The sequence below is a fragment of the Mastigocladopsis repens PCC 10914 genome, assembly GCF_000315565.1.
Lineage (GTDB): Bacteria > Cyanobacteriota > Cyanobacteriia > Cyanobacteriales > Nostocaceae > Mastigocladopsis > Mastigocladopsis repens.
The window spans coordinates 2,063,947-2,085,657 of record NZ_JH992901.1 but is presented as its reverse complement, the minus strand read 5'-3'; the positions used below and the strand labels follow the sequence as shown (position 1 = coordinate 2,085,657).

Sequence of the window (21,711 nt, the reverse complement as noted above, 5' to 3'; positions counted from 1 at the left end):
CGCTTATTGGGAATGGGGAGATGGGAAGATGGGGAGATGAGGAAATGAGACGATGCGCAGACGCTCTGACGCAAAGAATCACTAGTGACGAATGACAAATGACTAAAAATAACGATGTCTTGCTGCTGTCGGCTGCAAAAAATGGTGATATCAAGCTGGTGCAAGCACTGCTTAATGCGGGTGCTAAGGTAGATACTGGGGAGCGCGATGGCACTACGCCGTTAATGTTTGCTGCTCATTTAGGCTACACGGAAATTGCGCGATCGCTTCTTGATGCAGGTGCCAACATCGATTTGAAAAGAAAGCGCTATGGATTGACGGCTTTGATGTTAGCAGCCAGTGCCAATCGTCTTGACATTGTAAAGCTTTTAGTTTCCAGAGGTGCAGATGTCAATGCCACTAATGAAGATGGCAGCACTGCCTTGATGGTAGCAGCCTTGAAAGGACACGTTGATGTGGTGCAAGTCTTACTTGCTGCTGGTGCCAAGGTAGATGTCAAAGATAATGATCAGGACACGGCTTTTGAACTGGCAGTACGCGCTGGACATAGCACAATTTTACAAGCAATACTACAAATTAATGCAGATGTCAATGCCCAAGATGAAGAGGGAGAAACCGCACTGATGATTGCGGCAGATTTGGGACATCTGGCAGTTGTGCAAGCACTGTTAGCAGCAGGGGCTGACGTAAAGGTACGAAACCTGGATGGTGGTACGGCTTTATCAGCAGCAGCAGCAGCGGGACATAGTGCGATCGCAGCAGCGCTACTTGCTAACGGCGCTGATGTCAATGTCCAAGATAAAGATGGTGAAACAGCTTTACACCTTGCCGTGGTAGAAGGTTACGCCGATGTGGTAGAAGTCTTACTCAGCCAAGGTGCAAATGTGCAAATGAGGAATCATTTGGGAGATACACCACTACTCCTGGCAGCTTTGCAGGGACACAGCCAAATTGCCGAAGCACTGCTGAGTCAAGGAGCAGATTGGAAAGAGAAAAACTTGGGTGAGCTACCGTTGACGCTAGCCGCAATGCAAGGACACATTGAAATAGTGAAGGTTTTATTAAACCACGGTGCTGATGTCAATACTCAAGGTGATGATGGGAAAACTGCTTTGATTAAAGCAGCGGAACGCAATCATACAGGCGTGATACAGCATCTTGTGGCAAAGGGCGCAGACGTGAATCTCCAAGACTCAGCGGGGGGGACAGCGTTGATGTGGGCAGCTTCGCGGGGTTATGGCGAGGCGGTGCAATTGTTGCTTAAAGCTGGAGCAGACGTGAATGTAAAAAACCAAGGTGGTTATACAGCTTTGATGCTTGCAGAGTTTAATAACTATCCTACTGTAGTACGGAGTCTGCGCTTGACAGGGGCACAGGAATAAGGGCTGTATTTTTTCTAGAAAAAATCTCTAAAAAACTAGACTACTTAGAAAAGTTATGTGAATATTAACCCTGCTATCTCAAGTGCTACAGGTTTTTAGGAAAAAAGCTCCCGATAAAGTTAGTCAATTTGGACACATTAAGGGCTTAAGCAAGTTAAGTATATAATTCAATTGGATTTGAAGAAGTAGTGGAGTTTATACCTGCGGAAGTTTACTGGCATCCACGAGTTTTGTGGGTGGGAATTGGATGTACAGGCGGAACTTCACGCCAGCTGATAGAAAGGGCAATTCAGCAAGTTTTTCGAGAACATCAACTGGCGGAAAGTGCGATCGCAGGTATTGCTACCATTGATATCAAATCTCATGAAGTTGGTTTAGTGGAACTTTGCAAAGAGCGCAATTTGCCTTTAAAAACCTTTTCCTGTGATGTCCTGAGCAAAGTTTGTGTCCCCAACCCATCGAAAGTTGTCACAAAACAAGTGGGAACCCGTAGTGTTGCGGAGGCGGCTGCTGTATGTGCAGCCTCTGACCTCATCCCTCTAGAATGTCCTCAGAACGGACAGACTACAGAGGGTTTAGGGGTTAAGTTACTAGTTTCCAAACAAATTTTCCGTTTAGAGGGGCAACCGGGAGTGGTAACGGTAGCTGTTGCCCAAGCAGAAAAAGAATAGACTTCTGGCAAAAATAGATTTCTCGTAGGGATAAGAACTCAACACTCAAGAATTATTCTGCTTTGGTGCGTTCTGGAGGCTGCGGTGTAGTAGGGTTTCCCATGCCCTGAGGAGTGCGAACACGAAAGGTGGTCAACAATAGCGTAGCGGGTCTATAAGCGCAAGTGCAAGCTCCGCGTTCGCGGAGTGTCGCCGCAGGCGTTATCCCCAACGAAAGTGCATTCTGGGTTCTTCTTCAATTTAAGTTTATATATGTATACTTTATAACTAATAGTTAGCACAATGATATCTTTCAATCAATTTTTCTAAGAAAATAGTTAATTGTACTAGAAACGAGTGCTAGCACAATTGATCCTAATAAAGCTGCCCCAACACCACTAATATCAAAAAGCTCACGGGGAGTCAGAGCAGTTGCTATCCTTAGAGCGAGAGCATTGATAACAAATGTAAATAACCAAAAAGTCAGCAAGGTAATAGGAAACGTCAAAACGCTTAAAATAAGTCTAATTATTGCATTGACTAAGCCGATAATTATGGCAGCCACCAGGGCTGCTACAAAATTCTTTACGGAGAATCCAGGAACAATATTAGCTGTAATCAGCAACGCCACTGCAGTGCCTATCCAAGTTAATAACAAGGGTCTCATAAGTTTTTTTATTAATTGTAGATTCTACCCTTCTTTTTGAGAGTATTCTTTGTTCTTCTCGTGTTTCTCAAAAATAATATAGTTTTTAGGAATTGCATTTAACGATACCTGTTTATTCGGGTATCTTTATCGTATTACAGGGGTTGGTTTTAATTCAACTTTGAAAGAGCCTAAATAAAGTATAGAGCCGATTTTCCCTCTGCCAAAATTGAGCTACTGAAAATCGACTCCTGATTTAATAAACAATGGTCTTGCTATCTTGAAACATGGCTAATAATTCCCATTTGAATTTTGAATTGTTTAGCCTCCCCGTCGTCGCATCAGAATATCCCAAGTTGCAGCACCAACGACACCGTCAGCATTCAAACCATAGCGCTTCTGTAAAGCGATAACCGCCGTCTCAGTTGTGGCGCCAAAATCGCCATCAATATCGCCCTTATTTAAGAAACCGAGTCTTCGCAGTCGTTGTTGTAACTTCACAACCTCAGAACCACGCATCCCTACACGTAAAATCGGTAATCCTTCTGAGGTGTATTGAATTGCAGAGATTTGCTCAGAACGAGTAGTTGACCTGGGACGACGGGTGGTTTGCCCAGAGCGATCGCTTTGCTGAATCCGAGTTGTTTGCTCAGAACGTGTCGAACCAGAACGAGTAGATGTTGACTGTCGTACGTAGGTCCTTTGTGAACTAGCAGTTGCATTCCGTGTTGCAGGTCTGGGTTCAGGTTTGGAATTAACTCCTCTGTTGTTGGTAGTTGTCGTTGATGTTCTAGCTCTGGCTTGAGGTTTGGAAGTAGCAACTGTGGTGTTGGTAGTTGTAGGTCTGGGTTCAGGTCTAGAATTGACAACTCTAGGACTGCTAGTTGTAGCTCTTGAATTAGAAGTAGGAACAACAACCTGATTGGTGTTAGAAGTCTCAGATGGAACAGGAAACCGACTTGTACTAGGTGACGAGCCAGAAGACGCTACCATTGGTTCGTTAGGAAAGAGTTGTTGCCAAGTCGTTGCGTTAACAACGCCATCTGCTTTTAAGCCCGCTGCTTGCTGAAAGCCTGAAACAGCTAGGGCAGTACTTTCGTTATAAACCCCATCTACTGTGCCTGTGTAGAAGCCCAAAAGTTTTAAAGCAGCTTGAAGTTCCGTGACACGCTCTCCTTTGCTACCAACTTGCAAAGTAGGACGATTGATGACTTCAGGCGAATTTGCCTGTGCAATTTGTTGTGGTGGAGCTGCAACCGATACTGTAGCAGAGAAGCCAAGGAGCAGAGACACACAACAGTACAGCAGTATTTCCATCCTTGATAAGGATTTATACCTCTGCTCTCTTTTTATTCCACAGCCACTTACGGACGGGTTGAGAAACCGTAAGTAACTTAAAATACTTGTTTTCATGCTGTCTTTCATGGAAATCGCCCCTGGGTCATCTCATGCTAATACACATATCGGTAATTGGTGTATAATGCAACTAGAGGAGAGGTATTCTTAATCCCTATTAGGGATTGAAATACGCAGTCGCACTATTAACTGCTTCCTCTTGACCAACCAGAGACACGTAAGGTTCCCGTAAATATCGGCAAGCAGATGCCATTGCATCCGCAGCACTTACAGATGCTATAGTCTCCTGAAAGTCCCTATCAAAATCAATTCCTAGTCCTAAAATTTCATACCAGCCATACACCTGGGCGATTTGCGCGTTAGTTTGTTTGCCCAAGGCATACTGCCCTAGTATTTTGTTTTTAGCTGCTTGCAGTGCCTCTTCCTCAAGTTGCATGATGGATAGTAAATCAACTTCTTTTCGCAGACTAGAAAGAGCTATCTGGGTATTTTCCGGTGCTGTCCCCATATAAACAACAAATGATGCTCTTAAAAGTCGTGTTGGGTAAAATGCGGATACCTCGTAAGCTAAACCGAGCTTTTCGCGCAATTCCACAAATAAGCGACTGGAAAGACCATTTCCCAAGTAGGTAGACAGCAACTTCAAGGCAGCGTAGTCATCAGAGAGCACAGATGGTCCCAAATAACCCAGCATGACGATGGATTGCTGCGTTTGTTGGGGCTTAATCTTGATTTGAGGTTCAACAGTGAGTTCTGGTAAATCTAGTCTGAGCAACGGCTCAGTAGGGGGTGATTGCCAATCACCAAAAACTTCTTCCACAAGAGCGATCGCATTTTCTGGTGTGATTCGTCCAGCAATACTAATAACAATATTATCTGGACGGAAATGAGTCTGATGAAACCGCACTAAATCTGCACGAGTTAAGCGGCTCATAGTGGCTTCATTTCCCAATGCCGACCTTGCATAAGGATGGTTTTGGTACATTATATCCCTGAGTTGGTCAAAGGCAATGGTAAACGGCTGCTCTTGCTGCGAGCGAATATCTTGGAGGGCAATACGACGTTCTAGTTCCACCTCTGCTTCTGGAAATGTTGGCGATCGCAAAATCCGCCCTGCCAAAGTAAAAATTTCTGAAAAATCTAACGTGACTGTCTTTAATGAAAGCAAAAAATAATCAGCAGTGGTATCTGCACTTACACTCGCTCCCACAGACTCCACTTGTTCGGCAATTTCCAAACTCGAAAGTCCGTCACAGCCTTTGGTGAGTACTGCTGATAGTAAATGTGTTAACCCAGCTTGCTCCTGGCTTTCATAAGAACTACCAGCGCGGACAAAAATCCGCGCTGCAATAATATCGGCGGTCTGATTTTCTGCCACCAGCACCACAATGCCATTATTAAGTACAATGCGATGAAGATGCGATTTTTGCACAGATGTTGTCATTTGATAGTTGGTAGTTGGTAGTTGATAGTTGGTAATTGTTGGTAGATTGCCTAATAACCTAACCATACGGGTATTTCCTGCCCAGAGGCTGCGCCTATGCCTTCGGCACACTTTGCGCTTACGCGCTTACGCCAGGGTGCGGGAACACCGCCGGAGAGATCTGGCTCACCACTAACCCTATGCCTGACGCCACGCCATACGGCGTAAGCCCTGCGGACAGGCTGCGCCAACACGTAGTGTGCGTGCGCTTACGGGTCTGCCTGCGGCACGTCTGCGACGTTAGCGGAAGCTCCTCCGCAGGAGGCACATCAGTTACCTGTGGCAGCGTTACCCTCCCGCAGTACTGGTTCACCACTAACTACTAAAGACTAACCTCAAACACTAACAGGGTTTAACTACTGTTACCGCGTAATGATTGGGTGAAAGATACTCTTGTACTAATTCTTGCAGTTGTTTGGCACTATAGGATTGAATTTGCGAGGGATAGGTCACTGCTAATTCCGCTTGGGCGATAGTGTTGTAGTATCCATAAAGCCCTGCAAGTTGATTTGGTGTCTCGGTAGAAAATGCAAAGTCGTTACAAAGCAGCCGTTGACAGCGGATAAGTTCCTGCTTGCTAATTCCATTAAATATCAAGTTATTCAAGTGCAGGCAAATTAAGGATTCAACCCGTTCCACATTTGCTGGGTCTAACCAAGCTGTTATTGTAAATAAACTTGAGTCTCCTTGTAAGGAAAAATGACTACAAATGCCCTGCACCAATTGCTGTTCTTCCCGCAAATCGCGCACTAAACGAGAAGTCCGCCCTTCCGCCAGTAACACAGAAAGCAAATCCAATCCATAGCAACTGTTGAGTTGTTCCACTCCAGGGCCAATCCACGCCATTAACAACCGCGCCTGTTCTAAACGGGGCAAATCAAGTTCTTGACGGCGAATTCCGGCGATGACTGGCTTTGCTACCTCTTTTGTTTGCGGACAGTCACAGCAGCGTTCTGCAAAATCAACAAATGTCCTGCTCACCAATTTCAAAGCAGATTCTTCAGCTATTCCGCCTACAATCACCACTGTCATGTTTTCTGGTTGGTAGTGAGTGCGGTGAAAACAGCGCATAATTTCTGGAGATTGCTGCATCAATTCTTGCTCACTACCCAACACAGAACGTCCATAAGGGTAATGCTGGTAGACACTGGCGATAAGAGCGTGAAATCCTATCCAATCTGGATTATCATGTGCTTGACGAATTTCCTCTAGCACAACATCCCGTTCGCGGATAAATTCATCGTCTGGTATTGCCGCATTTAGCAGCAACTCTCCCAAATAGGGCAGTGTATCTTCCAGATGGAGGGCAGCTGTGGTGAGAGAGTAATGGGCATAATCGTGACTTGTCGCCGCATTAGTGACCCCACCCCAATTTTCAATCTTTTGATCAAATAACCCTGCTGGTAGCGTTGCAGTCCCTTTAAAAATCATATGTTCCAAAAAGTGAGCCATACCGAACCAGGGTTCTGGCTCCAACTTCGCACCTGCACGCACCCAAACATCTGCCACAACTACAGGGGTTGTGGGAATTTCTTGATGAATCAAGGTTAAACCGTTGTTTAGTTTGAAAACCGAGGCTGGAAACACGACATTAATCAGTTTTGGTAACAAATTTTTACAGCTTCAACCACAATTTAGCTCAATTCTTGCGATTTTAACTCTTATTGGTACCTTAATTAGAATTAATTTACACCGATTTTTCCGCCTAAAATGGGAACACTTTTTATCAATTATGAGTCCTAGAATAAGCTTCCTAATGTGTAGCGTTGCACAAATGCATATCAAGCCTGTCTGTGTATCATATTTTTTATTTTTAATTTTTTAATAAGTTGCTCACTGAACTAATTTTAATAATTAAAGCTCCCAAGTCTTAATTGACTAAGGGAGCTAAATGTTTTAGGGCACCGCGACGCCGTTTTACCTAAGTTTATGACCTGGATAAACCAGGTGGGTACCGATCTTCCTCGTTTAAAGTTTCCGGGTACTTAGCCCGGTTTACTGCCACGAGAATTATTTGGTTCCCTTATTTTTTCAGACATAGATCAAAAAACTTTATGGCAGTCACCAACGTTGCAGTGCAACAAACCCATTATAACTTTCAAAAAGATATTGTGTGTTCCCAATTGAAAATTTCTTACAGCTTTAATTGGGATACCAGATAGATTCTATATTTCGGGCGATTTCCTGAGCGAGGTTGGCTGTATCCGCATCGCCGGACACAGCCGCACCGAAGGTACCAGGGGGAAAATCTCCGATTCTCCTGCCCTCGTCGGGCGCGCCGAAGGCACTCGCCATTGCCTGATCCCGGTTTTGAGTACCCAGCAAAACAGTGACGTGTCCTAGTTTGCGCCCAGGACGCGATTCGGTTTTCCCGTACCAGTGGAGGTGGGCATGGGGAATCTGCTCTATTTGCTGGCGCTTGGTTATATAATCACTCTGGGAAATTTCATACCCCAACAGGTTAACCATCACAGCAGTGGGGCAAATCATAGCGGTGTTACCTAAGTGCATACCACAAACTGCTCGCAGGTGCTGCTCGAATTGAGAGGTCTCGCTAGCATCTATAGAGAAATGCCCTGAATTGTGGGTGCGGGGTGCTACTTCATTGACTAGCACCTTGCCATCAGCCTTAAGAAATAACTCTATACCAAAAACTCCCACTGCTTGGAGACTATCCAGTAAAGTGCGGGCAATATTCTCGATTTCAAGACTCACCTCCGGCGAAATCTTGGCTGGCGCAAAGACCCGCCGACACACCTGTTCTTCCTGCTGGGTTTCTACAACTGGGAAGGTACAAACCTCACCACTTACAGAACGCGCAGCAATGATCGCTAATTCTCGTTCAAAGGGAATAAATTCTTCTAATAGAAAAACACAGTTGTTTCCAACACCTTTTATGTTTTGTGATTTTAATGTTTGCTTGAAAGTTTCTATGTTTTTAATTATAAAAGTCCCTTGACCGTCGTAACCGTGGCGGCGAGTTTTCAAAACTGCTGGAAAACCAACTTGAGAGGCGAAGATTTCTTCAGTATTTGCCACGCCCGCACCGTCCCACTCTTCTAGGGCGACAAACTGAGGAACGGGTAAACCCAAGTCCCGTAGATAGCAGCGTTGGTGATATTTATCTAAAAGGGGAGCCAAAGCTTCTAGTCTAGGGCGGAAGCAAACGCCTTGTTGTGCCAACTTTGATAAAGCTTCTATGTCAACAAACTCGTTTTCAAAGGTGATGACATCGCATTTTTTAGCTAATTCAGCCGTAGCGTTGGCATCATCAACTGGGGCGAAAACGTTGTCGTCAGCTGATATGGGAACAGCTGGGTCGTTGATGTTAGGAGTTTGCACTACCAATTCTACTCCTAACTTCTTGGCGGCATCTCCCATCATCCATGCCAATTGCCCACCACCAATAACACCAACACGTTTCATCGACATCCTACAGAACCACGAGTTTCCACGTTAGTTTTAGAGTTTACGCCACTTGCTTTTTGGCACAATTCCTTCATTTGCGCTCCATCCAAAGTTGCATCAGTAAAGTCTGCACCAGTAATATCCACATCATTAAATATAGCGCGGAGCAAAAGGGCTTCTTTTAAAACAGCATCACTCAAGTCAGCACCTGTTAAGTTTACCTGATCGACCATAGCATTGGTTAAATCTGCTTTATGTAGATTAGATTTTGTCATCACAGAAGCACTTAAAACGGCTCCTCGTAAGTCAGCGCCTCTGAAGTTAGTCAGTTCCATATTAGCGTTAGAAAACTCTGCTGCTTGCAAGTTTTGACCAGAAAAATCGTGACCTGTGAACTCTGCATTGCTAAATGACATCGGATGAGTCCAGTCTGCCAGTACGGGGGAGGCACAAAAGAAGACACTCATAGCTAAAAGTAACGCCGTCAGTCGCCGCCAAAACATATTCGGTAGTCAGTTTGGTGTTTAAATGCTGCCTTTAGCTTACCACCACTGCAATGGAAGGCTTTAGACTGACAGAATCACAACGCTATCGCGTCCTTCCTGCTTTGCCTGATGAAGAGACGAGTCTGCTATTGTGATGAGATGGGATACAGAGAATTTGGGACAAGGAATGAGACTTGCAACTCCTAAGCTAAGAGTGACAAATTCACTGACTTTTGAAGCAGCATGAAGTATATGTAAAGCTTTTACAGAAGCTCGAATTGTTTGAGCCACTTCAAAAGCTCCTTCAGCATCAGTTTTTGGCAAAACGATAGCGAATTCTTCAGCACCATAACGGGCTATGATATCCGTTGAGCGCCGCTTGCATTTGTTAATTGTATTAGCAACTTGGCATAGACATTCATCTCCAGCTTGATGCCCATAGGAGTCGTTGTAAGTCTGGAAAAAATCAATCTCACACAAAATCAAAGAAAGAGGTAATTGCACTTTTTCCAATCGTTTCCATTCGCGCTGTAAGTATTCATCAAAGTAACGACGGTTGGCGAGCTTTGTGAGACTATCAAAAGAAGCAAGGCGTTGCAAGTCCCGGTTCGACGCCTCCATTTGCACTGTAAGTTGGCACTCCCGTTGAATTTTGTGTTGAAGTTCTTTTTGTGCCCCCTTATATGCCAGCAAGCGATGGATCCGCTGACGCAAGACTTCCCAATCAATTGGTTTTGTAATGTAATCTGTTGCGCCTATCTCAAAAGCTCGTTGAATTGACTCCTTGTCATTAAGAGAAGTAATCATCAAAACCGGAGGACAATCATCACCCAAAGTCGCTCGCATCTTAGCGCAACAAGCAAAGCCATCCATCGCTGGCATCATGGCATCTAATAAAACTATATCTGGCGGTTGCTGCTGACAAATCTCCAAGCAGTGTTTTCCGTCGTACGCCTCCGCAACCCGATATCCTTCCTTCTCCATAGCCCGTTGTACCACCAAGCGAAACGTCTTTTCATCATCTACAACAAGAATCAGTGGTGGATTATTCTGAAAGTCGGGATTAGACATACTGTCTCCTGGGATGTTGTACTTGCAACGCAGCTTCTACCTGTTGATACTCTTTTATTAGCTGCCAGACGACCGTAGAAGTACTGAGTGTTGAACCAGTGTGCTTTATCTGTTCTACTTCTTCCCGTGGTTGAGCAAAAAATAGATTTCTCATACCGAGAGAACTCAGAACTCAACAATCCCAACTACAGTTTATAAGAGTTTATTTAAAAAAATGAATTTTCAGGTATGCGGTGCGTTAAAGCAATGTAACTTCACTTTGTAACTTAACTTTACATATTCCTATGACTAAAGGTTGATACCTTATGTGTTTTTAGAGCAATGACTTACTACGAAAAAACTCAGAACTCAGGAGCGCACGATATATTCTACCTCCAGTTATAACTTAGCATCGATTCTCTACGACCGCCGGGGGAGTAGGGTTTAGAGCAAACGGATAAATGCCAATACTAAACTGAATCCGCTGGATTTATCCATGGGTAGATTCTGAGTTCTATGTTCTTCTCAATAATTTGTTTAGAATTATTGACTTGCCAACTTTCAAGTAAAGTTTATTTTCGTTTCAGGCAAGAATAGGGTAGATACTGTTAGTCTGTGAATTAAGGAAAGCATCGATTGAACTCTATATACAGATGTTTTATGTTCTTAACAAAGCTTGACAATTAGTGAATAATCTTTGGTTCTATACCAATTGGTAGACTTGTCACAAATAATCATCAAGTTTATATTCAGGTTCTAAACATTATGCCCATTCGATTTCCCAGCCGCAATATGAAACATTATCGTAATGAATGGATTGAGATATGGTGCCAAGAAAATGGCTGGACAGATTTATTTGAGGAGCGGTGTAACAACTACTGGGCATTTCCTCCAGGGGCAGTTATGCCTGAACCAATTCCGACTCACACCCTGAGATTGATTAAATCTCAAAACGGACTAACATATGAGGAAAAATTCTGGTCGATATCAGCAGTCATTGGCACATTTATAGCCGTCATTTCTACGTACTTATTAAAATGTCCAATGCCTCTGGTTTTGGCTTTTGCTTTTGATGCAGTTACAGCAGCTCAACTTGAGGTAGAGTGAGTTAGAGGTTGAGTCTTTGTGAATAGGGCACTAGGGCGTGTTTAAGGTTGGTTGACTTTTGGAAGTGGCTAGCTGTGGATACGTCCTATTTAATATTTGGGCAAACTGTTCTGCTGTAAAAGATTAGACTTCTTGCAAAAAATTACGATTTATGAATTTTTGAACCACACATGGACACAGATAAATACAGATAAATCTGTCAAATGAGAAGTGGTAAGTAAGTAGGCGAGAAAAAATCAAACTATGTAAACAAAAGTAAAGCTTCGAAACTAGCTCGTAGTAAGCGCTTACGACATACCTTTAATTATTTACACCGACCTACTTATATCAAGTGAGAAGAAACCCAGCTTCTTTAGGAAACCGGGTTTCTAGGTGTTGAACTTATTGAGATCTATCGATTCACCGATACAACCAAACGCGCAACAGTGAAAGCAACTGTTCAATATCTACAGGTTTAGTGATGTAGTCTGATGCACCTGCTTCAATACACTTTTCTCTGTCGCCTTGCATTGCCTTTGCGGTTAATGCAATGATCGGTAGGGATTTAAATGGCTCGTTCTGCCGGATTAAGCGCGTTGTTTCGTAACCATCCATTTCTGGCATCATCACATCCATCAAAATTACATCAATATCTGGTGTTTTTTGCAAAACTTCAATGCCATCTCTCCCATTTTCGGCATATAAGACTTGCATCTGATAACGCTCTAGCATACTTGTGAGGGCAAAGATATTACGCACATCGTCATCTACAATGAGAACTTTTTTGCCCACAAATGTTGGGTCAGAAGAATGCAACTGTTCCAGAATTTGTCGCTTGGGTGCAGGCAAATCTGCCTGAACCCTATGCAGGAATAAGGCTGTTTCGTCGAGGAGACGTTCTGGAGAGCGTACATCCTTAATAATGATCGTCTCTGCTAAACGCCTCAGTTGAGTGTCTTCTGAGCGACTCAACTCCCTTGCTGTGTAGACAATAATTGGCAGTGCTTCACCATTGGGCTGTTGTTTGATTTTTTCGATGAGTTCAAACCCGCTCATATCAGGCAAACCCAAGTCGAGAACGACACAATCAAAATTCCCGTTACGTATGGCTTCTAGCGCCTCAGCACCAGTTCTCACCGCAGTGGTTGCAACATCGGTGTTGCCAATCAATTCCACAATACTCAGCCGTTGATTCTCGTCGTCTTCCACGACTAGCAGATTCTTCACAGAGCGTTCAACAAAACCTTTGATTTTACTCAATGCTTGATGCAACGCCTCACTATTAATTGGCTTTTGCAGATAAGCAATTGCACCTAGTTGCAATCCCCGCTGTCGCCCCTCCTCAACTGTCATAATATGCACCGGGATATGACGGGTGCGTGGGTCATGCTTGAGACGATCCATGACCGTCCAACCATCCATTCCAGGTAAGCGGATATCCAAGATGATAGCTGAAGGCTGAAATTGTTGTGCCAGCGCCAAACCCGTACTGCCACTGTGGGCGACAATGCCCTTAAATTCTTGTTGCCGCGCCATGTCTAAAAGGATACGGGAAAAATTAACGTCATCTTCAACGATGAGAAGTACGCGATCGCCCTCTTCGATATTGCCTCTGTCATCAATGAGGGGAGTGGTGAGTGGGGTATGGGGAGTGGAAGACGCGGAGACTTGGACAGGGGGAGTAGGGGAAAAAGAGGAGTGAGAGAAAGGAAAAGCGGGAGATTGTGAAAGAATTTCCCGTGTCCCCGTGTCTCGATTTCTTGCCTCATCGGGTAAGTAAAGTGTAAAAGTACTCCCTTCCCCAACGCGGCTCGTTAGTTTAATTTCTCCATTTAGAAGACGGGTGATTTCGCGGCTAATTGATAAGCCTAACCCCGTACCGCCATATTTGCGACTGGTGGTGCCATCAGCTTGCTGAAATGCCTCGAAAATGATCCTTTGCTTCTCCGGCGCAATGCCAATACCCGTATCGCTGACTGCAAAGGCGATCACAGTCTGAGCGCGATTCAAAATTTCGTTGCCATAACTCCACCCTTGGGTTGCCACAAAAACGTGAAAGCGGACTTCTCCACGCTCTGTAAATTTAAAAGCATTGGCAAGCAGATTTTTCAAGACTTGATGTAAGCGCTTGGCATCAGTGTGGATGCTTCTCGGCAGTTCGGCAGCAAAATCAAGGGTGAAATTGAGTCCTTTGTCAACAGCGACTTGCCGAAAGGTACGCTCAATGTGTTCATGCAATTCTGTAAACAGCATCTGGTCTATGTCAATTGACATCGTTCCAGATTCAATTTTTGCTAAATCCAAAATGTCATTAATCAGCGTCAAAAGGTCGTTACCTGCCGAGTAAATCGTGCGGCTATACTCGACTTGTTTAGCGCTGAGGTTCCTCTCGACGTTATCTGTTAGCAGTTTCGCCAAAATCAACAAGCTATTGAGCGGTGTCCGCAATTCATGGGACATATTTGCCAGAAACTCAGACTTGTATCTTGACGAGAGCGCCAGTTGTTCCGCTTTTTCTTCTAAAGACTGCCTTGCTTGTTCAATTTCTTGATTTTTGCGCTCAACTTCTTTGTTTTGCACAGCTAACAACTCCGACCTTTCTTCTAGTTCGGCGTTGGTTTCTTGTAACTCTTCTTGCTGTTTTTTCAGTAAATCCTCTGAGGCTTTGAGCGATTGGGCTTGTTGTTCTAGGCGCTTGTTGGTTTCCCTGAGTTCGTTTTGCTGACTTTGCAACTCGTGTGCCAAAGACTGCGACTGTTTGAGTAACTCTTCAGTACGCATACTGGCGGCGATCGTGTTCAATACAATCGCTATACTTTCGGTAAGTTGGTCGAAGAATGACAAATGAATCTCGTTAAAGCGTCGGAATGAAGCGAGTTCAATGACTGCTGTGACTTGTCCTTCAAACAGCACGGGTAACACAACGATATTGAGTGGCGTCGCTTCGCCTAAGCCAGAAGCAATCCTGATGTAGTCTTGTGGGACTTCTGTCAGCAGAATGCGTTCTTTTTCCAAAGCGGATTGTCCTACCAAACCTTCACCCAAGTAGAAGCGGTTAGCAAGATGCCTGCGTTCGCGGTAGGCGTAGCTGCTGAGTAACTTCAAATACTGAAGTTCTTCCGTAATATCCATGATATAGAAGACGCCGTGGGAAGCTCCCACCAACGGTGCTAACTCGGAGAGAATCAGTTTAGAGACTGTTTCTAGATCACGCTGACCTTGAAGCATTCGGGTGAACTTGGCTAAGTTCGTTTTCAACCAGTCTTGCTCAGTGTTTTTCTGCGTTGTCTCCCGCAGGTTGGCAATCATCTGGTTGATGTTGTCTTTGAGGATGGCGACCTCACCTTCCGCCTCCACGGCAATTGACCGCGTTAAGTCACCCTTAGTCACGGCAGTTGCCACTTCGGCGATCGCCCTTAACTGAGTGGTCAGTGTGGCAGCGAGTTCGTTGACGTTGTCGGTCAAATCTTTCCAAGTCCCAGCCGCGCCGGGCACTTTGGCTTGTCCGCCCAACTTACCTTCTATACCTACCTCACGCGCCACGGTTGTCACCTGGTTGGCAAATGTTGCTAGAGTGTCAATCATTTCGTTGATTGTTTCTGCCAAAGTTTCAATTTCTCCCTTGGCATCCAGCATCAATTTCCGCTTCAAGTCACCGTTAGCAACCGCTGTCACCACTCTGGCAATGCCGCGCACTTGTGCCGTCAAGTTACTTGCCATCGAGTTCACGTTGTCGGTCAAGTCTTTCCAGGTGCCAGCCACACCTTTCACGTCAGCTTGACCGCCCAGTTTACCTTCGGTTCCCACTTCCCGCGCTACTCGCGTCACCTCACTTGCAAAGGAACTGAGTTGATCCACCATCGTGTTGATGGTGTTCTTGAGTTCCAATATCTCCCCTTTGACATCAACAGTAATTTTCTTGGAAAGGTCCCCGTTTGCCACCGCCTTCGTCACTTCGGCAATATTTCGCAGCTGCGCTGTCAAGTTCCCAGCCATCAAGTTGAAGTTGTCGGTCAAATCTTTCCAAGTTCCCGCCACTCCCCTGACATAAGCTTGTACACCCAGCTTACCTTCGGTTCCCACCTCACGGGCAACCCGCGTCACTTCCGAAGCAAAGGAGTTGAGCTGATCCACCATCGTGTTGATGGTGTTCTTAAGTTCCAGAATTTCCCCTTTAACATCAACAGTAATTTTCTTAGAAAGGTCACCGTTTGCCACCGCCGTGGTGACTTCAGCAATATTCCGCACCTGTGACGTTAAGCTTCCCGCCATCGAATTCACGCTGTCGGTCAAGTCCTTCCAAGTACCTGCCACTCCCCGCACTTCGGCTTGCACACCCAGCTTACCTTCGGTTCCCACCTCACGGGCAACCCGTGTCACTTCCGAAGCAAAGGAGTTGAGCTGATCCACCATCGTGTTGATGGTGTTCTTGAGTTCCAAGATTTCGCCTTTGACATCAACAGTAATTTTCTTAGAAAGGTCGCCAGTCGCAACCGCTGTGGTGACTGTGGCAATATTACGAACTTGTGCGGTTAAGCTTCCTGCCATGAAGTTAACCGAGTCAGTCAAATCTTTCCAAGTGCCTGCGACACCCCGTACATCCGCTTGCACACCCAGCTTACCTTCACTGCCCACCTCCCGGGCAACCCGTGTCACCTCCGAAGCGAAGGAGTTGAGCTGATCCACCATGATGTTGATAGTATTTTTCAACTCCAGAATTTCGCCTTTGACCTGCACAGTGATTTTCTTAGAAAGGTCACCGTTGGCGATCGCGGTGGTAACATCGGCAATATTCCGCACTTGCGCCGTCAAGGAACCCGCCATGAAGTTGACGCTGTCGGTCAAGTCTTTCCAAGTCCCGGCAACACCTTTCACATCTGCTTGTACGCCCAGCTTACCTTCGGTTCCCACCTCACGGGCGACTCGCGTCACTTCACTTGCAAAGGAACTGAGTTGATCCACCATCGTGTTGATGGTGTTCTTGAGTTCCAATATTTCCCCTTTGACATCAACAGTGATTTTCTTGGAGAGATCACCGTTTGCCACGGCGGTGGTGACTTCGGCAATGTTCCGCACCTGCGCCGTCAAGGAACCCGCCATGAAGTTGACGCTATCGGTCAAGTCTTTCCAAGTACCTGCAACGCCTCGCACTTCTGCTTGTACACCCAGCTTACCTTCTGCACCCACCTCACGGGCAACCCGTGTGACTTCACCTGCAAAGGAGTTGAGCTGATCCACCATCGTGTTAATAGTGTTTTTCAACTCCAGAATTTCACCTTTAACATCGGCGGTGATTTTCTTGGAGAGGTCACCGTTTGCCACGGCGGTGGTGACTTCCGCAATATTCCGCACCTGCGCCGTCAAGGAACCCGCCATAAAGTTGACGCTGTCGGTCAAGTCTTTCCAAGTCCCTGCAACGCCTTTCACATCTGCTTGTACGCCCAGCTTACCTTCACTACCCACCTCACGGGCGACCCGGGTGACTTCCGATACAAAGGAACTGAGTTGATCCACCATGATGTTGATGGTGTTCTTCAATTCCAGAATCTCACCTCTGACATCTACAGTAATTTTCTTGGAGAGGTCACCGTTGGCGATCGCTGTGGTCACATCGGCAATGTTCCGCACCTGTGAGGTTAAGGAACCCGCCATCAAGTTCACGTTGTCGGTCAAGTCTTTCCATGTGCCTGCAACGCCTCTCACTTCTGCTTGCACACCCAACTTACCTTCGGTTCCCACTTCCCTGGCAACCCGCGTCACTTCAGAGGCGAAGGAATTGAGTTGATCCACCATCGTGTTGATCGTGTTTTTCAACTCCAAAATTTCCCCTTTGACATCTACGGTGATTTTTTTGGAGAGGTCACCGTTTGCCACGGCGGTGGTCACTTCGGCGATGTTCCGCACCTGCGCCGTCAAGGAACCCGCCATGAAGTTCACGCTGTCGGTCAAGTCTTTCCAAGTCCCAGCCACACCCCGTACTTGGGCTTGACCGCCTAGTTTACCATCTGCACCCACCTCACGAGCCACCCGCGTGACTTCCGAAGCAAAGGAGTTGAGTTGATCCACCATGATGTTAACGGTGTTCTTCAACTCCAGAATTTCGCCTTTGACATCAACAGTAATCTTTTTAGAAAGGTCGCCGTTTGCCACTGCGGTTGTCACTTCGGCAATATTACGCAGTTGTGCCGTTAAGTTCCCCGCCATCAAGTTCACGCTGTCGGTCAAGTCCTTCCAAGTCCCAGCCACACCTGAAACTTCCGCTTGTACGCCTAGCTTACCTTCAGTGCCTACCCCACGGGCAACTCGTGTCACCTCTGAGGCAAAGGAATTGAGTTGATCCACCATCGTGTTGATCGTGTTTTTCAACTCGAGAATTTCGCCATTAACATCAACAGTAATCTTTTTAGAAAGGTCGCCGTTTGCCACTGCGGTTGTCACTTCGGCAATATTACGTAGTTGTGCCGTCAAGTTCCCCGCCATGAAGTTCACACTGTCAGTCAAGTCCTTCCATGTCCCAGCTACACCCCGCACTTCGGCTTGCACGCCTAGTTTGCCTTCAGTTCCCACCTCCAGGGCAACTCGTGTCACTTCCGAGGCAAACGAGTTCAACTGACCCACCATAGTATTGACCATTTGGGCAGTTTGCAGAAATTCCCCTTTCAGGGGCCTACCTTCAATTTCTGGGGCGATCGTTTGCGATAAGTCACCATTCGCTACAGCCCGAATAACACGCGCTGTTTCCGCTGTCGGCTGGACTAAATCTGTCACCAGGGTGTTGACAGAATCAACGCAGGTTGCCCAAGAACCGCGAACATTACCTAAAGAAGCGCGTTCGCTGATTTTGCCATCTTTACCAACAACATTGCTAATCCGCTGTAGTTCTTGTGTCAGCTGTTCATTTTGTTCAATAATATCATTGAGCGCATCAGAGATTTTTCCTGCCATGCCTGTTTGGTCTATTGGCATACGGGCAGAAAAGTCACCTTTTTTGACAGCCACCAGGGTTTTCAGGAGCTGTTTTAAATCTAGATTATCGGTTTCTCTCGTTAACTGTTCAGTGGACATGGTATCGGCTAGGCGTTAAAACTTAATATAAATTATCTTTACGAATGCTTGCTGTCAGTTCACATGGCTTGCGTTTTTTATATTGAACACATATCAAATTCACGCAAAAAGAAACTTTGCCATTCGACAGCTTACTAAAAACAGGTGTAGTGTAAAATATAACGAATTTAAAACACCTTTACAAAGACAGATTATAGAAATCTATCCCAGGTGTGAAAAATATTTATTCTTGTTTTTAGAACACTAGCAATGCTTGCAAAAGTTATGATTTGGAGATTTAGAACCGCAAATGCACGCAGATAAATTATCTGTGTCCATCTGTACGCCAGTCGCCACAACGGGGGGAACCCCCGCAAGGCGCTGGCTCGTCCATCTGTGGTTTTTTTCACAAAATTGACTTTTGCACCAGACACCATGAACTACTCACCATTACCAAACCTAATTCTTGAATTTAGTCCAAAGCCAAGCTAAAGCGCCAAAAAACAAGCTCGCTGCGACACTCCAAAACAACGATATCATTATGGGATGGGGCGGGTTATTGAAAGATATGGGCGCAAATGGTTTGTCGATGTGTTGTGTAACAACCCCTGATACTATCGCACCTGCACCTAACCCGACACCGACGATTTGGATAGTGTTTTCCAAAGAGCGATCGCGTTCGGCTTGTTCTATTTCTACTATGCCGCGAATTGAGGATATGGCTTGATCTAACAATGTAGAACCGTGGCGGAAATATCCCAAATCCGCTTGAATTTGTTTTTGGAAGAAAGGAGAATTATCTCTGTTGAAAGTTTTTAGGAACAGCAAATCATCATCTTGTATAATACCACTTATTTGTTGCAATTTTTCAGAATAATTATGTTCATTGATGGCGATCGTATTGTGATTGTCTTCTAAATTTCGCAGTTGGCGAGTGTATTCTAAGGCTAATTGCGGTAATTCTTTCAACTTGTTTTTTAATTCTCTTAATTCGTCTGTTGTCACCTCATTGTTCTCACCTTTTTTAGGCAACTTATCAATTTTGTTTTCTATGTCTTGATAGGCTGAAGCAACATTTTTATAGGTTGTCCGACTGTCTTGACAAGCCTTGACAATCTTGGCACGAAAACAATTATCAAAGATATAGAACTGAATAATGGCAGTTTCGTTATCTAGTAGATTGTGAATCTCGTCATAGGGGATGGGGTTTAAGCTGATAATTCTTGTGATCCGTTGTTCTCGCTGTTGACGCAACTCATTGAGTTGGGTGCGATCGCTATCATGGAGATTAGATTTTTCTGCTTGTTCTATACGGCGCTTTTCTGCTTCGATGTCTTGCTGTAGCTGTTGCAGTTGATTTTTGGATTCTTCAGATATGGCGAGTTTGGGGTACAAGTCAGGGGTGAACAACAGTTCCACCAAGTTACGGGTTTTGCTACGCTCAATATATTCAATTGCTTCGGTAGATTTTTGCAACTCCAGACAAACTTCTACCATGCGGCGGTAAATTCGATTAAAGTATTCTGCTTGCTTGCGTTTGATTTCATCGCCAGAAACAATTTCCCCCCGCAACAACTCTGCTGTTTCAATAGCAGATTTAAAAGTCGTGTAAGCTTCAGTGAAGCGTTGTACGTCTTGGTAAGCAATACCCAGGTTGAATAATGTCTCAGCATGGTTTTGGGGAAATGCTTTGCGGGTTGTTACTTCCAAAGCATTGGTGTAGGAAGCGATCGCCATTTCTATATTCTGTGCTTTGTCCCCCAATATTCTGTCCCAGTAAGCATTCCCCAGATTATTTTGCGTCATCGCCCAATCTTGGGGCAAGGCGTCTTTGGTTCTAACAGACAAAGCCTGGGTGTAGGAAGCGATCGCATTTTCTATATTCTGTGCTTTCTCCCCCAATATTCTGTCCCAGTAAGCAAGCCCCAGATTATTTTGCGTCATCGCCCAATCTTGCGGGAAGGCGTCGCGGGTGAACACGGTTGACACGGTTTCATAACCTGCGATCACAATTTCCATGTTGCTGGCTTTGTCACCCAAGGGGAATTGCTGAATGAGATTACTAAAATTGCCAATACCTACGGCGATGAATTGTGCGACATCTGTCTCAACTTCTGCCAGCTTACTTGTCGCCCAACGCCGCAAGAGTTCTGCTAAATTCAGATCGAGATATTGTGTGTTGTTTACCAGCAACGGGTAAATTACCTGCGCGTCACCTCTACTTTCTGCTGTTGCTTGCAGTATCTTCATCAAGAATTGCAGATGCGCTTGGAAGTCTTCTTCTGAAATTTTCGCAGCAGTTGGTAAGGATAAATTCAACGCTTCCCTCAACTGAATCGCCAGATTTCTCAACCAATTCGCTGCATTTTCATCCCCCTGCTGTGATGTATACTCCGCCACAGCTTCCAGCATCTGCAAGAAGTCAGCATCAAGTAAATCTTGGTTAGCCTGTAAAATCTCTGGTTCTTCACCACTCGGACAATTCAGCAGTCTTTCAATCAAGTCGAGATAGGCTTGCTGGCGCTGTTCGTTCATGGGTAGGCGCAGGTGTGAGATATCAATATTATGATGCTTCAACATTATGATGCTTCAACACTCTTGCCCGCAATTACGGAAAGGCGCGTTGCATTCATGAGTTACACCTCACCCCGCCCTTACAGCAATTTTCTGTAAGGTGGGCAGTACAATATCTCAAGTGTCTATCACATGAGTTTTTAGGGACAATGCCCATCCTATGATTTGTTGGCTGAGTCTCAAACACTCGTCGGCGAGATGTTAATACTCGTGGCTGAGTGTTCAACACTCGTCGGTGAGGTTCTGATACTCGTGGCTGAGTGTTCAACACTCGTCGGTGAGGTTCTGATACTTGTGGTTGAGTCCTCAACACTCGTCGGTGAGGTTCTGATACTCGTGGTTGAGTCCTCAACACTCGTCGCTGAATCTTAAACACTCGTCAGCGGGATGTTGATACTTGTCGTTGAGATTTTATAGCGCTTCTCGGTTGCGTGCAATACACGGTTGTAGAGACGTAGCATACTACGTCTCTACATTATTATTTGTGGTGATGTAACTAAATATTTTCGGCGACCAATTGCGCTGTTATGAAGCTGAGTTTATCTGC

General features: G+C 45.3%; 13 protein-coding genes and 1 other RNA gene. 3 read left to right on the top strand and 11 right to left on the bottom strand.

Translation table 11 applies throughout. The features are described 5' to 3' along the window. The first annotated feature begins 98 nt into the window (after positions 1 to 98). Both MAS10914_RS0111370 and MAS10914_RS0111365 read left to right on the top strand, forming a co-directional pair. Positions 99 to 1,382: an ankyrin repeat domain-containing protein gene (locus tag MAS10914_RS0111370; RefSeq protein WP_017316056.1), complete on the top strand. Its 1,284-nt coding sequence runs from the start codon at positions 99 to 101 to the stop codon at positions 1,380 to 1,382. Between the two features lie 188 nt (positions 1,383 to 1,570). Then, complete coding sequence (locus MAS10914_RS0111365) at positions 1,571 to 2,053, top strand: cobalamin biosynthesis protein (RefSeq protein WP_017316055.1); 483 nt, start codon at positions 1,571 to 1,573, stop codon at positions 2,051 to 2,053. 292 nt (positions 2,054 to 2,345) lie between these two features. On the opposite strand, the gene MAS10914_RS0111360 is transcribed toward MAS10914_RS0111365, so the two are convergent. From MAS10914_RS0111360 to MAS10914_RS34135, 9 genes are all read right to left on the bottom strand, one after another. Continuing rightward, positions 2,346 to 2,699, bottom strand: coding sequence for a phage holin family protein (locus MAS10914_RS0111360; protein ID WP_017316054.1), 354 nt, complete (start codon positions 2,697 to 2,699; stop codon positions 2,346 to 2,348). A 300-nt stretch (positions 2,700 to 2,999) separates the two neighbouring features. Next, positions 3,000 to 4,091 carry a peptidoglycan-binding domain-containing protein gene (locus tag MAS10914_RS0111355; RefSeq protein ID WP_071599819.1) on the bottom strand — a complete coding sequence of 364 codons (1,092 nt, stop codon included), beginning with the start codon at positions 4,089 to 4,091 and terminating at the stop codon, positions 3,000 to 3,002. Positions 4,092 to 4,191: 100 nt separating this feature from the next. Beyond that, positions 4,192 to 5,478 (bottom strand): M16 family metallopeptidase, encoded by a 1,287-nt coding sequence (locus tag MAS10914_RS0111350; protein WP_026082493.1) that lies wholly within the window; start codon positions 5,476 to 5,478, stop codon positions 4,192 to 4,194. 381 nt (positions 5,479 to 5,859) lie between these two features. Next, entirely contained in the window at positions 5,860 to 7,104 is a 1,245-nt protein-coding gene (locus tag MAS10914_RS0111345) for a M16 family metallopeptidase (protein ID WP_026082492.1), read from the bottom strand. Between the two features lie 310 nt (positions 7,105 to 7,414). Next, positions 7,415 to 7,599, bottom strand: a non-coding RNA gene (gene ssrS / locus MAS10914_RS32750) — 6S RNA. Between the two features lie 60 nt (positions 7,600 to 7,659). After that, positions 7,660 to 8,943, bottom strand: a complete 1,284-nt coding sequence (locus MAS10914_RS30025) for a 5-(carboxyamino)imidazole ribonucleotide synthase (RefSeq protein WP_017316050.1) — start codon at positions 8,941 to 8,943, stop codon at positions 7,660 to 7,662. Beyond that, positions 8,940 to 9,428, bottom strand: coding sequence for a pentapeptide repeat-containing protein (locus tag MAS10914_RS0111335; protein ID WP_026082491.1), 489 nt, complete (start codon positions 9,426 to 9,428; stop codon positions 8,940 to 8,942). Before MAS10914_RS0111335 ends, MAS10914_RS30025 begins: the two co-directional genes overlap by 4 nt. A gap of 63 nt (positions 9,429 to 9,491) precedes the next feature. After that, the gene (locus tag MAS10914_RS0111330) at positions 9,492 to 10,481 is read right to left on the bottom strand and encodes a response regulator (protein ID WP_017316048.1); all 990 of its coding nucleotides are present in this window, start codon (positions 10,479 to 10,481) and stop codon (positions 9,492 to 9,494) included. Then, positions 10,474 to 10,635: a hypothetical protein gene (locus MAS10914_RS34135; protein ID WP_156818136.1), complete on the bottom strand. Its 162-nt coding sequence runs from the start codon at positions 10,633 to 10,635 to the stop codon at positions 10,474 to 10,476. Before MAS10914_RS34135 ends, MAS10914_RS0111330 begins: the two co-directional genes overlap by 8 nt. A 617-nt stretch (positions 10,636 to 11,252) precedes the next feature. On the opposite strand from MAS10914_RS34135, the gene MAS10914_RS0111325 reads away from it, so the two are divergent. Beyond that, positions 11,253 to 11,567, top strand: a complete 315-nt coding sequence (locus MAS10914_RS0111325) for a slr1957 family protein (RefSeq protein ID WP_026082490.1) — start codon at positions 11,253 to 11,255, stop codon at positions 11,565 to 11,567. Between the two features lie 399 nt (positions 11,568 to 11,966). Here the strand turns inward: MAS10914_RS0111325 and MAS10914_RS0111320 are convergent, their stop codons facing one another. Together MAS10914_RS0111320 and MAS10914_RS34130 are read right to left on the bottom strand one after the other, a co-directional pair. Beyond that, positions 11,967 to 18,611 carry a HAMP domain-containing protein gene (locus MAS10914_RS0111320; protein WP_017316046.1) on the bottom strand — a complete coding sequence of 2,215 codons (6,645 nt, stop codon included), beginning with the start codon at positions 18,609 to 18,611 and terminating at the stop codon, positions 11,967 to 11,969. Positions 18,612 to 19,049: 438 nt separating this feature from the next. Beyond that, positions 19,050 to 21,170 (bottom strand): tetratricopeptide repeat protein, encoded by a 2,121-nt coding sequence (locus MAS10914_RS34130; RefSeq protein WP_017316044.1) that lies wholly within the window; start codon positions 21,168 to 21,170, stop codon positions 19,050 to 19,052. Positions 21,171 to 21,711 lie beyond the last annotated feature (541 nt).

Excerpts from the sequence above, each read along its gene's own strand:
- MAS10914_RS0111370 (WP_017316056.1), top strand. The coding sequence starts at position 99 with ATGACTAAAAATAACGATGTCTTGCTGCTGTCGGCTGCAAAAAATGGT.
- MAS10914_RS0111325 (WP_026082490.1), top strand. The coding sequence starts at position 11,253 with ATGAAACATTATCGTAATGAATGGATTGAGATATGGTGCCAAGAAAAT.
- MAS10914_RS0111320 (WP_017316046.1), bottom strand. The coding sequence starts at position 18,611 with ATGTCCACTGAACAGTTAACGAGAGAAACCGATAATCTAGATTTAAAA.
- MAS10914_RS0111350 (WP_026082493.1), bottom strand. The coding sequence starts at position 5,478 with ATGACAACATCTGTGCAAAAATCGCATCTTCATCGCATTGTACTTAAT.
- MAS10914_RS0111330 (WP_017316048.1), bottom strand. The coding sequence starts at position 10,481 with ATGTCTAATCCCGACTTTCAGAATAATCCACCACTGATTCTTGTTGTA.
- MAS10914_RS34130 (WP_017316044.1), bottom strand. The coding sequence starts at position 21,170 with ATGTTGAAGCATCATAATATTGATATCTCACACCTGCGCCTACCCATG.
- MAS10914_RS0111335 (WP_026082491.1), bottom strand. The coding sequence starts at position 9,428 with ATGTTTTGGCGGCGACTGACGGCGTTACTTTTAGCTATGAGTGTCTTC.
- MAS10914_RS0111355 (WP_071599819.1), bottom strand. The coding sequence starts at position 4,091 with ATGAAAACAAGTATTTTAAGTTACTTACGGTTTCTCAACCCGTCCGTA.
- MAS10914_RS0111360 (WP_017316054.1), bottom strand. The coding sequence starts at position 2,699 with ATGAGACCCTTGTTATTAACTTGGATAGGCACTGCAGTGGCGTTGCTG.
- MAS10914_RS34135 (WP_156818136.1), bottom strand. The coding sequence starts at position 10,635 with ATGAGAAATCTATTTTTTGCTCAACCACGGGAAGAAGTAGAACAGATA.
- MAS10914_RS30025 (WP_017316050.1), bottom strand. The coding sequence starts at position 8,943 with ATGAAACGTGTTGGTGTTATTGGTGGTGGGCAATTGGCATGGATGATG.